The 11502-nt window shown below is 62.7% G+C and carries 11 protein-coding genes; 3 read left to right on the top strand and 8 right to left on the bottom strand.

Features of this window, described 5'->3' with window-relative positions; genetic code table 11:
- Positions 1-22 precede the first annotated feature (22 nt).
- Complete coding sequence (locus tag LB524_RS18390) at positions 23-910, bottom strand: sugar phosphate isomerase/epimerase family protein (RefSeq protein ID WP_015315643.1); 888 nt, start codon at positions 908-910, stop codon at positions 23-25.
- Positions 911-1310: 400 nt separating this feature from the next.
- Between LB524_RS18390 and LB524_RS18385 the strand changes: the two genes are divergently transcribed.
- The 3 genes from LB524_RS18385 to LB524_RS18375 all read left to right on the top strand — a co-directional run bounded on the left by LB524_RS18385 (position 1311) and on the right by LB524_RS18375 (position 4671).
- Positions 1311-2366, top strand: coding sequence for a sugar phosphate isomerase/epimerase family protein (locus LB524_RS18385; protein ID WP_140661665.1), 1056 nt, complete (start codon positions 1311-1313; stop codon positions 2364-2366).
- 53 nt (positions 2367-2419) lie between these two features.
- Positions 2420-3607 (top strand): Gfo/Idh/MocA family protein, encoded by a 1188-nt coding sequence (locus LB524_RS18380; RefSeq protein ID WP_224529004.1) that lies wholly within the window; start codon positions 2420-2422, stop codon positions 3605-3607.
- Between the two features lie 212 nt (positions 3608-3819).
- The gene (locus LB524_RS18375) at positions 3820-4671 is read left to right on the top strand and encodes a sugar phosphate isomerase/epimerase family protein (protein WP_224528992.1); all 852 of its coding nucleotides are present in this window, start codon (positions 3820-3822) and stop codon (positions 4669-4671) included.
- A 295-nt stretch (positions 4672-4966) separates the two neighbouring features.
- Here LB524_RS18375 and phnE (LB524_RS18370) read toward each other — a convergent pair whose 3' ends face one another.
- The 7 genes from phnE (LB524_RS18370) to phnL all read right to left on the bottom strand — a co-directional run bounded on the left by phnE (LB524_RS18370) (position 4967) and on the right by phnL (position 11501).
- Positions 4967-6334 carry a phosphonate ABC transporter, permease protein PhnE gene (phnE, locus tag LB524_RS18370; protein ID WP_224528991.1) on the bottom strand — a complete coding sequence of 456 codons (1368 nt, stop codon included), beginning with the start codon at positions 6332-6334 and terminating at the stop codon, positions 4967-4969.
- A gap of 3 nt (positions 6335-6337) precedes the next feature.
- Positions 6338-7294, bottom strand: a complete 957-nt coding sequence (gene phnE / locus LB524_RS18365) for a phosphonate ABC transporter, permease protein PhnE (RefSeq protein WP_224528990.1) — start codon at positions 7292-7294, stop codon at positions 6338-6340.
- Positions 7295-7353: 59 nt separating this feature from the next.
- Positions 7354-8262 (bottom strand): phosphonate ABC transporter substrate-binding protein, encoded by a 909-nt coding sequence (gene phnD, locus LB524_RS18360; RefSeq protein WP_015315649.1) that lies wholly within the window; start codon positions 8260-8262, stop codon positions 7354-7356.
- 111 nt (positions 8263-8373) lie between these two features.
- Entirely contained in the window at positions 8374-9231 is an 858-nt protein-coding gene (phnC, locus tag LB524_RS18355) for a phosphonate ABC transporter ATP-binding protein (protein ID WP_015315650.1), read from the bottom strand.
- 130 nt (positions 9232-9361) lie between these two features.
- Positions 9362-10072, bottom strand: coding sequence for a DUF1868 domain-containing protein (locus tag LB524_RS18350; protein ID WP_140618946.1), 711 nt, complete (start codon positions 10070-10072; stop codon positions 9362-9364).
- Between the two features lie 86 nt (positions 10073-10158).
- Positions 10159-10797, bottom strand: coding sequence for a DapH/DapD/GlmU-related protein (locus LB524_RS18345; RefSeq protein WP_224528988.1), 639 nt, complete (start codon positions 10795-10797; stop codon positions 10159-10161).
- Complete coding sequence (gene phnL, locus LB524_RS18340) at positions 10794-11501, bottom strand: phosphonate C-P lyase system protein PhnL (RefSeq protein WP_015315653.1); 708 nt, start codon at positions 11499-11501, stop codon at positions 10794-10796. Before phnL ends, LB524_RS18345 begins: the two co-directional genes overlap by 4 nt.
- Between the last annotated feature and the right edge of the window lies 1 nt (position 11502).

Genomic DNA, 11502 nt, shown 5'->3' with positions numbered 1-11502 from the left:
CAAATTTCCCAGCGGCAGTCGACTATTTGATCAGCGGCAGCAGTGTTTCGGCGGTGATGCGCATCTGGTCGGTGTAGAATTTCTCGGTCAGCACGCTGGAGCCATGGTCCTGGATGAACTTCAGCTGCTCGGGCGAGATATCGACCGGATGGCGCTCGACCATGTCGGGATAGGGTGCTGCCGGCGTGCGGTCGACCGGGGCGACGAACTCGTTGGTCAGTGCGCCGTCGTAGCCGACTTCCTTCAAGGTGGCGACGATCCTTGGCCAGTCGATCTGGCCGAGGCCGGCGGCAAAGCGGTTGTTGTCGGCGACATGGAAGTCGAACAGGCGCTTTCCGACCTGGCGGATAGCGTCATGCACGTTAAATTCCTCCATGTGGATGTGGTAGGCGTCGAGGCAGACGCCGCATTCGGGGCTGACCGCGTCAGCCAGCGCCAGCGCCTGGGCGCCGCGGTTGAACAGATAGGTTTCGAAGCGGTTGAGCGGTTCGACGGCGATCTTGACCCCGACCTTCTTAGCGTGGGTGAAACATTCGCGGGTCGCGTCGACCACCCACTTCCATTCCTCTTCCTCGGTACCGTCCGGGACCACCTTGCCGACGGTTGCCGGAACCAGCGTGATGATCTCGCCATCGAGTTCGCCGACCATCGTCAGCACGTCCTTGACGTATTGCACGGAGCGCTCGCGCTGGCCCTGGTCCCTGGCGGCGAGGTTGCGTTCACCCAGCATCAAGGTCACCGCGCCCCAGCAGCGGATGCCATGCTCCTTCAGCAGCGCCCGTGTCTCCTTGGTCTTGTACTGCGCGGGCTCGCCGGAAATCTCGATCGACTCATAGCCGAATTTCTTGATGCGCTTCAGCGTCGTCTCAAGCGGTTCCGCGCGCATCCAGTTGTGCGTCGAAAGATGCATGGTCTGTCCTTCCCAGATTCGTCCGTATGGTTTGCCTGCGACATGCATCGCCGGAAGACGACGCAAGGGTTCCTCCCCAAGGGATCCCCAGCCTTTTACTGCAAACTGGTTAGACCAATTGGGTCTGAAATGAGGTCTACAGCAAATTCCTTGAGACGGCAACAACTGTGGCGACGCAACTTTCAGGGTGAATTAGTTTGTTGATTACATTGCAATATGTGCCGTTATTTTGGGCTTTCGGAGTGCCTTTTCGGCGCATTCCAAGGCTTGACCAGATTGCCTTATTTGGTCATACCAGAATGGCGGTGTCGGCAGAGCGTCCGACGCGATAAAGACCAAAGTGACTGGCCCTGCTTTCATCAGGCGCTATGCTTGGTCGTGACAAACGAGGAGGATGCCGATGCCGACGACAATGAAGGGCCCTGGACTGTTTCTGGCGCAGTTCGCGGGTGATGCCGCACCGTTCAATTCGCTGACGTCGATCACCAAATGGGCCGCCGGCCTCGGCTACAAGGGCGTGCAGATCCCGACCTGGGACGCGCGCCTGTTCGACCTCAAGAAGGCGGCGTCTTCCAAGGCCTATTGCGATGAGGTGAAGGGCATCTGCACTGACGCCGGGGTCGAGATCACCGAACTGTCGACGCATCTGCAGGGGCAATTGGTGGCGGTGCATCCGGCCTATGACGCGCAGATGGATGGGTTCGCGCCGCCGTCGGTGCACAACAACCCGAAGGCGAGACAGGAATGGGCTGTCGAACAGATGAAGTTCGGTGCCAAGGCATCGCGCAATCTCGGGCTGAATGTGTCGGTGTCGTTCACCGGCTCGCTGGCTTTCCCTTACCTCTATCCCTTTCCGCAGCGCCCCGCCGGACTGATCGAGGAAGCCTTCGGCGAACTCGGCAAACGCTGGAAGCCGATCCTCGACGTCTATGAAGACAATGGTGTCGATGTCGGCTACGAAATCCATCCTTCGGAGGACGTGTTCGACGGGGCGACCTTCGAGATGTTCCTCGACGCAGTCGGTGGCCACAAGCGCTGCAACATCAATTACGACCCTTCGCATTTCCTGCTGCAGCAACTCGATTATCTCGAATTCATCGACATCTATCACGAGCGGATCAAGGCTTTCCACGTCAAGGACGCCGAGTTCAATCCGACTGGACGGCAGGGCGTGTACTCTGGTTACCAGAGCTGGACGAACCGCGCCGGCCGCTTCCGTTCGCTCGGCGACGGGCAAGTGGATTTCGGCGGCATCTTCTCCAAGCTGACGCAGTACAATTACGATTCCTGGGCGGTGCTGGAGTGGGAATGCTGCCTGAAGCATCCGGAGGATGGTGCGGCCGAAGGGGCGCCCTTCATCCAGCACCACATCATCCGGGTGACGGAGAAGGCATTCGACGATTTCGCCGCCGGCACCACGGACAAGAAGCTGCTACGCGCCATGATGGGATTTTGACACGGCTTTCCCTCTCCCTCGGGGGAGGGGTATCTCACACGAGGGAGAAAGACATGGTTGGTGCATCGAAGTCGGAAACGGGAGGCGGCCCGATCCGCTACGGCATGGTCGGCGGCGGGCAGGGCGCATTCATCGGCGCGGTGCACCGGATCGCGGCGCGCATGGACAATGATTTCGTGCTGGTCGCCGGCGCCCTGTCGGCCGATCCGGGGCGTGCGAAAGCCTCGGCCGCCGAACTGGGGCTCGATCCCTCGCGCAGCTATGCGTCCTACGCCGAAATGGCCAAGGCCGAGGCGAAGCGCTCGGATGGCATCGAGGCGGTGGCCATCGTCACTCCCAACAACGTGCATGTGCCGGCGGCCAAGGCCTTCCTGGAAGCAGGCATCCACGTGATCTGCGACAAGCCGCTGGCAACGACCCTGGCCGAGGCGAAAAAGCTTGCGGCGATCGTCGAAAAGACCGGCAAGGTGTTCGTGCTCACCCACAACTACACCGCCTATCCGATGGTACGGCAGGCGCGCGAAATGGTCGCCAAGGGTGTGCTCGGCGACATCCGCATCGTGCAGTCGGAATATCCGCAGGACTGGCTGACCGAGGACCTCGCCGCCACCGGCCAGAAGCAGGCTGCTTGGCGTTCAGACCCCAAGCAGGCGGGCGCCGGCGGCGCGCTCGGCGATATCGGCACCCATGCCTACAATCTCGCCCGCTTCGTCTCCGGGCTCGAACTCGACTCCCTGTCGGCCGATCTCGACGCCTTCGTGCCGGGCAGGCTGCTCGACGACAATGTCAACGTCATGCTGCGTTTCAAGCCGACGGGGAAAACGCATCCGGCCAAGGGCATGATCTGGGCGAGCCAGGTGGCGCCCGGGCATGAGAACGGCCTGAAGCTACGCATCTACGGTTCGAAGGGCGGGCTGGAATGGGTGCAGGCCGATCCCAACTATCTCTGGTACACGCCCTTCGGCCAGCCGAAACAGTTGATCACCCGCAACGGCGCCGGTGCGCTGCCGGTGGCGGGCCGTGTCAGCCGCGTTCCGTCAGGCCATCCCGAGGGTTACCTCGAAGGCTTCGCCAACATCTACCAGGAGGCCGCACGGGCCATCCGCGCGGCACGCAAGAAGGGTGGCAAGCCAGCAAAGGATGTCGTCTTCCCGACCATCCAGGACGGCGTCGAGGGCATGGCCTTCATCGAGGCCTGCGTGAAGTCGTCGAAGAAGAACGGGGCCTGGACCAAGCTGTAAGAGGCGCCGAGTAACGAGGGCCCTCACCCGGATAGCCAACCGAATTGCGAAAGGCAATTCGGGGCAATCCGACCTCTCCCCGAGGGGGAGAGGAGGCGTTGGCGCATATCTCTTCTCCCTCTCCGGGAGAAGGTGGCCGCGAAGCGGCCGGATGAGGGGAGTGGCGAACACCGGCGGTGCAATCGGCCGGCCGCCAAAAAGGGAGGGCGTCGATGAAGATCGGCATGTGCATGTTCTTGTGGACGACGGCGGTATCGAAGAAGCACGAGCCGCTGCTTCGAGACATCAAGGCAACCGGCTTCGACGGTGTCGAAATCCCGATCTTCGCCGGCACGCCGGACGACTACAGGAAACTAGGCGAATTGCTCGACCGTATCGGGCTGGAGCGGACCGCTGTGTCAGCCATGGGCGATCCGGCGATGAACCTGATTTCGGCCGATGCGGCAACGCGCAAGGCCGGTGTCGACTACATGAAATGGGCCATCGATTGCGTCGATGCGCTTGGCGCCCGCACGCTGAGCGGACCGTTGCATTCGACGCTCGGCGCCTTTTCCGGGTCCGGACCGACCGCCGCCGAAAAGAAGCGCTCGATTGCCTCGCAGCGTGCCATCGGCGACCATGCCGGCAAGCGCAACGTCACTGTCGGGCTCGAGGCGCTGAACCGCTTCGAATGCTACCTCCTCAACACCATGGCCGACCTGTCGGAGCATATCGATGCCATTGACCGGCCGCACATCAGGGCAATGTACGACACGTTCCACGCCAATATCGAGGAAGCCGACCCGATCGGCGCCTATACGAAGCACCGGGGCAATGTCGTGCATATCCATATATCGGAGAACGATCGCGGCGTGCCGGGGCGTGGCAACATTCCGTGGAAGGAAACTTTTTCCGCCATTCGCAAGAGCGGCTATGACGACTGGCTGACGATCGAAGCGTTCGGTCGCTCGCTGAAGGATCTGGCGGCGGCGACCAAGGTGTGGAGGGATTTTTCCGAGACGCCGGAAGCCGTCTATCGCGATGGGTACAGGCATATCAGGGACGGGTGGAGGAAGGCGGCTTAGGCGCCCTACGCCTGGTCCATTTTCTATTTGTGTTCGCGTCGCTTGCCAGGTGGTTCCCCCACTCCGTCTCGGCTTCGCCGAGCCACCTCTCCCCCTCCGGAGGGAGAGGAAGGGGCTTGGTGGCGCCGGGACACGAAGAGAAGCCTCGGCCTTCGGGGACAAGCGCGGATCGGACAGTCTGGTGCCTTTCCTCTACCCCGTCGACCGGGGGAGAGGTGTCGAGCGAAGCTCGACGGAGTGGGGGTCGACCCCTCGGCGCCGGGCGAGACGATGCTTGCGCTTCTGCGTCACAACACTAACCCTGCCTGGCCTGGATCCTGTTGTAATCGTGGATCGTCCGGCTCAGCCGGCGGCGCAGGAAGTTGGATATGTTGTCGAAAACGAAGACGACGAGGAGGATTAGCAGCACCATGTAGAACACGTTGGCCCAGTTGGAATTGGTGCGCATCGCTTCCCACAGTTTCAGGCCGATGCCGCCGGCGCCGACGGCGCCGATGATGGTGGCGCCGCGGGTGTTGGATTCCCACTGGTAGAGCGTCTGGCTGATGAAGACCGGGATCACTTCGGGCATCACGCCGTAGCGCTGCACCAGGATGCCGTTGGCGCCGGTCGAGAGCACGCCTTCGCGCGGCTTGTCGTCGATGTTCTCCAGGCCTTCCGAATAGACTTTGCCGAGGGTGCCGATCTCGGTGAAGAAAATCGCTGCACTTCCCGCCAGCGGGCCGGGGCCGAAGGCGCGGGTGAAGAACAGCGCCCAGATCAGCATGTCGACCGAGCGCATGAAGTCGAAGAAGCGCTTGAGCACTTGGCCGAGCATGCCACTCGGCGTGATGTTGCGCGCCGCGAAGAAGGCAAGGGGGAAGGCGACGATGCCGCCGAGCAGCGTGCCGAGGAAGGCCATGACAATGGTCTGCAGGAGCTTCGTCCAGACATCGCCGTGCTGCCACTGGGCGTTGTTCCAGATGTTGTCGCCGGCAAGAGCAAGGTTGGTGGTACCTGGTTTCAGCTCTGGTCCCGAGATGATCAGCGAGATCACTTCCCGCGCTGATTTGCCGAAGAAGGGCGAGCGCGTGTCGAAGACGAAGTTCGCCCAGCCGAGGAAGCGCTTGCGCACCTTGACGCGGTCGACAGTGACGCGCACCTCGCCGACGAAGCCCATCTTGGCCACCACCTCGTCGTCATGGGCGGTGATCCAGTCCGGTACGGCACCCGTGACCACCGGCTTGCCGCTGGTCAGCGAAACAGGCACGGTCTGGCCGTTGGTGACGATCGTCGCCTGCGTCTTGTCGAAGGTGACGGATTTTGCCGGCCCGTCGATCAGCACGGTGAAGGTGCCGTCCGGATTCCTGACCACCCAGTCGGGATTCGGGTTGTCGCCCAGCGCGGAAAAGCGCGGGTATTTGGGCGTGATCTCCGGCTGGTCGAGACGGAATTCCGGCTGGAGATCGTAGCTGATCCATTGTGTCAAGAAGAGCGGCAGGCGCTCCCAGTGCGATTCCCGCAGCACCTGCGGCAGGCTGAAGAACCACAAGGCATAGATCAGATAGAGGAGAGTGCCGACGAACAGCAGGAGCGGACCGAAGCGCTTGTATGCCGGGCGCCGGAACACCTGCGGGTGGCGCGCCTCGATCGACAGCATCTCCTCGGCGGTCATGGTCGCCATGATTTACGTCCCCATCAGAAAGGCTTGTTCGCCGACCAGCTTGCGACGAAGCCAGGCGGAAAACTGGTCGATGATGAAGATGGTGGTGAACAGGAGCAGCACCAGTGCCAGCGTCTTGGCGCCGAAGCCGCGCGAGATCGAGAGCTTCAGCTCTTCGCCGATGCCGCCGCCGCCAACGGCGCCGATGATGGTCGAGACGCGGACGTTGATCTCCACGCGCAGCAGCGTGTACGACATGAAGTTGGGCAACACCTGCGGCAGGCCGGCAAAGCGAACCCGCTCGAACCAGTTGGCGCCGACCGCGCGCAGGCCTTCCTCGGCCCGCATGTCGATGTTTTCGTTGATCTCGTAGAACAGCTTGCCGAGTGCGCCGATCGAATGCAGGCCGATGGCGATGATGGCGGCGATTGGACCGGTTGAGACGATGGCCGCGAACAGGCCGGCGATGACGATTTCGGGAAAGGCGCGCAGCAATTCCATGAAGCGCTTGACCACTAGCCTCAGTGCCGGATGAGGCGTCAGGTTGCGCGCCGCGATGAAGGAAAAGGGCACCGCGAAGACAAAGCCGATGAAGGTCGAGACCAGCGCCACGTTCACGGTGGTCAGCATCAGCTCGAAATATTCGGGGATGTAGAAACCGCCCCAGACGTAGACGCGGCCGAGCGGGAAGTTGAATTCCTGGGTGCCGGTATCATGCGGCGAGGCAATGTCGAACAGCGCCCGCCAGACGTCGTTCCAGTCCTTGGGCACCAGCCAGCTCAGGAAATCCAGAATATGCGGCAGCCGGTCGAAGAAGTGCCCGGCATTGGCTTCGTCGGCGAACCACATGCTGGAAAGTATCGCGGCAAGCAGCAGGCCGACGCCCAGCACGGTATACAACCGGCGCAGCGACGTCTGGCGTCGCCAGGCATGGGCCATCTCGTGGGTGGCACTGGAGGGGGCTGTCACGGAAAGGGTCATGATCGGAGATGCAAAAAGGGCGGTACTTGATGAGGTACCGCCCTTTTGCAATTTCGCCGTTAGCCGCCGATGGCTGCCTTACGGGCTTCGACGATGACGCTGTAGAAGTCCGGCTTCACCGGAACGTAGCCGGTGAAATCGCCGCCTTCGACGCCTTCGAAGCAAGCCTTGTCCTTCTTGGGCAGGTCGGTGAAGAAGGCCGCCAGCTTGGCGGTCATGTCATCGCCGATCGCGGTGCGCACGACAAGCGGGCCGTTCGGGATCAGGCCCGAGCGCCAGACTTCGACGAAGTCGTTAGGGTCGACGGCGCCCTTGGCGACTTCCTTGTGGAAGGTGCCGGAGGTGTAGCCGTTCTTGAAGTCGCCGATGCCCGAGGAATCGTCGACCGCGACATCTACCTTACCGTCACGCACGGCCAGAACGTTGTTTTCGTGGCCGCCATTGAACTGGGTCGACGCGAAGTAGGTCTCGTTCGAGGCGCCGGTGGTCTTCGGAATCTGGGTCAGCGGGATCAGATAGCCGGAGGTCGAATCCGGATCGGCATAGCCGAGCTTCTTGCCCTTGGCCGACTTGATGTCGGTGATCCCCGACGTCTTCAGCGCCAGCCCGATCGAATAGTAGCCGGTGGAGCCGTCGGTCTGCTTGGTGGTGAGGATCGGGGTAACCGCCTTCGGATCCTTGAGATAGACGCTGGCGTAGCCGGAAGCGCCGAGTTCGGCGAAGTCGAGCGTGCCGCCGAGCAGGCCCTGGATGACGCCGTCATAGTCAGCGGCGGGGAACAGCGAAACCTTCTCGAAGCCAAACTCTGCCTTCAGGTGATCGGCCAGGCACTGGTAGTTGCGCAGCCGGTCGGTTTCGTTTTCACCGCCGAGAATGCCGACGCGAAATTCCTTCATGTCGGCGGCATGGGCCATGCTGGTGGCCATGGCGAGCACCGAAACGGCACCGAAAACCATCTTCCTGAACATTGATATCTCTCCTGTAAGTTCCGGCCCCGCGCCGGCAGCGTTCTTGATCTTGACAAGTGCCCTTGACGCGGACGGACGATCCAGGCTGCTCGCTATTGGCCCTTACTGGGCTCAGTATCCCGGGAATGCGGGCTCGAGCGGTCCGGCGGATGCGGCGATCTTCTGCTTGAAGGCAACACTGGTGGAGGTGATGACCTCCGATATCTCGCCGCCATTGCTATCGGCGCCATAGACAAGACGCACGGCTTGGCGGTCGAGCTCTTCGGGCGGCCCGTCGAAGACGACCTTGCCGGCGGCCATGCCGATGATGCGGTTGCAATAGGTGCGGGCGGTATCGAGCGTATGCAGATTGGTGACAACGGTGATGCCTTCGCGCAGATTGATGTCCTGCAGAGAATCCATCACCACCTTGGCGTTGAGCGGGTCGAGCGAGGCGATCGGCTCGTCGGCGAGGATCACCCTGGGCTGCTGCATCATGGCGCGGGCGATGGCGACGCGCTGCTGCTGGCCGCCCGACAGCGTGCCGGCGGGCTGAAGTGCGGTGCGGGCGATGTCGAGCCGCTCGAGCGCGGCGACCGCCTCCGCGCACTCGGCGCGCGAAAACATGCCCAGAAGATTGGACAGGGTCGAACGGTGGTTCAATTTGCCGAGCAGCACGTTGGTCAGCACGTCGAGGCGCGGCACCAGGTTGAACTGCTGGAAGATCATGGCGCAGTCGCGCTGCCAGCGCCGCAGCGGCGAGCCGCGCAGCCGGGAGACCTCGGCGCCGTCAAAAAAAATCGACCCCTGGCTGGGGTCGACAAGACGGTTGATCATGCGAAGAAGAGTGGATTTGCCGGCGCCCGAACGACCGATGACGCCGACCATCTGCCCTTGCGGGATCGAGATGTTGACGTCGCTGACGGCGGTGTTCTTGCCAAATCGTCGGCTGACGCCGCGGATTTCGAGCGTGGCAGAGTTTGCTGACATGGGCTGGTTCCAGTCCGGTCCATATTGATCGTCAGGCACTCGCCTAACGCAACCACATGAACCTGCCGTGTCGCGATGATGTCAGTTTTGTTACGCTCCACAGGCGCGGCGACTGGCGCCTTGCGGGCGATCAGCCGAGCACCAGCAATTCCTCGAAATGCTTCATGTCGCGGAATGCGCAGAAGGCGGGAGCCTTGATCTCGATCACCGGCGCCTGGCGCGCGAAAAGTGCCAGGCAATCGTCAAACAGCGCCTGCCACGCGGCGGCCCTATCATCATCAAAGCGCTGGATCTGATAGGCGAAGGTGATGTGGAAGACGTAGGTGTCGTGATCGGGATGCCGGTAGCCGAACGGCACCGCGAGCGCATCGCGCCATGCACGCATGATGCGCGCATCCTCGTCGGTCGCGCCGGCAACGGTGAGGCCGGTCGGCAGGACCTCGGCCACCTTGATGTTGAAAGGGCCGAAGCCCTGGAACCCCTTCAGGCGCTCCAGATAGAGGCGGGTCATGGCGTCGATGCTGGTGTCGAGCGGCACGTCCCGCGGCCAGAAGGGCAGGCGACGGCGATATTCGATTATGCCCTGGAAAAGGGTCATGTGCAGGCTGGAAACGGGCGTGAAGGCGAGGCGGTCGGCATCAGGCATTGCCAGCATCTTCTCGCGGACGGCCAACACCACCGCTTCCGAAGGCGAGCCGCTGACCAGATGGCTGACGACGGTGTTGCCCGGCTCGAGGAGGAAGTTGCCTGACGCGTCGTAGCGCGTGCCGAGATGCGCCGGCGACGCCGGATTGGAGCCGGCAAAGAATCCGGCGAGCGAGGGTCTGACAGTGTCGAGCATGGCGATCTCCTTCAAGGAGATCGCGTCCTGTCCGAGTCCTGTGTCAAGGGTATGAACAAGCCAGCGATATGACGATGATGTGAGGGCTATGCCTCTTTGCCCGATGCCCGTTCTTCGTGTTTCTCCAAAAACGCTTCGGCCGTCAGCTCCCGAAAATCATCGAGCGCGGCGCGCAGCCTCGCGTGATCCCAATCCCACCAGGCAAGCGCCTGGTAGCGCTCGGCGGTGCGGCGGTCGAAGCGCTCGCGGATCGGTTTTGCCGGTACGCCGGCGACGATCGTGTAGGGCGCGACGTCCTTCGAGACGACCGCGCCGGCGCCAACGGCGGCGCCGTCGCCGACGGTGACGCCGGGCAGGACGGTCGAGCCGTGGCCGAGCCAGGTGTCGTGGCCGATGATGACGCGCTTGGCGCGGCGCTCGGCGAAGAATTCGCTCTCATGCTCGGCGTCGCCCCAATAGTCGGAGGCGCGGTAGGTGAAGTGGTGCAGCGTCGGCCGCCAGGTCGGGTGGTTGGTGGCGTTGAGGCGCACGCTGGCGGCGATGTTGGCAAATTTGCCGATCGTCGCGCACCAGACCGCGCAGTCCTGCATCATGTAGGAATAGTCGCCGATCTCGCTTTCCGAAACCCGGCTGCGGTCGGCGATCTCGGTCCAGCGGCCGAGTGTCGAGTTGTGCACCTCCGCCGTCGGGTGAACCAGCGGCGTCTCCGATAGCTTCCTGGTCATGCGGCGATTTTTCCCGGAGCGAAGGCGGTGACGTCGATGATGCGGTCGGCCACCGCCTCGCGCACATCGTGATCGTGGAAGATGCCGAGCAGGGCGACGCCCGCCGCCTTTTTGGCGGCGATGAGTTCGATCACCACGTCGCGGTTCGTCGCGTCGAGCGATGCGGTCGGCTCGTCGAGCAGCAGGATGGGGTGCTCGGTGATGAAGCCTCGCGCGATGTTGACACGCTGCTGCTCGCCGCCCGAGAAGGTTGCCGGTGGCAGCATCCAGAGTTTTTCCGGCAGGTTGAGCTGGGCCAGCAACGCGCGTGCCTTGGCTCGGGCTGCCTCGCGCTCCTCACCGCGTTCAACCAGTGGCTCAGCGACGACGTCGAGAGCCGAGACGCGCGGCACGGTGCGCAGGAACTGGCTGACATAGCCGATCGTTTGCCGGCGTACGGCAAGCACGGTGCGCGGGCTGGCATGGGCGAGGTCGATCAGTCCGTCCTCGTGCCTGACGATGATCTGGCCTTCGTCGACGGCGTAGTTGCCGTAGAGCATCTTCAGGATCGAACTCTTGCCGGCGCCGGACGGACCACCGAGCACGGTGCATTCGCCCGCCTTGATCGAGAACGAGACACCCGCGACGACAGGGAGTTTGATGCCGTCGCGCAGATGCATGGTGAAGCTTTTGGCAACGTCGGAAACAACGAGTGGGGTCGGCATC

The organism is Mesorhizobium sp. ESP6-5, from assembly GCF_020164695.1.
Taxonomy (GTDB): domain Bacteria; phylum Pseudomonadota; class Alphaproteobacteria; order Rhizobiales; family Rhizobiaceae; genus Mesorhizobium; species Mesorhizobium australicum.
This window is presented reverse-complemented; position numbering and strand designations above follow the sequence as displayed.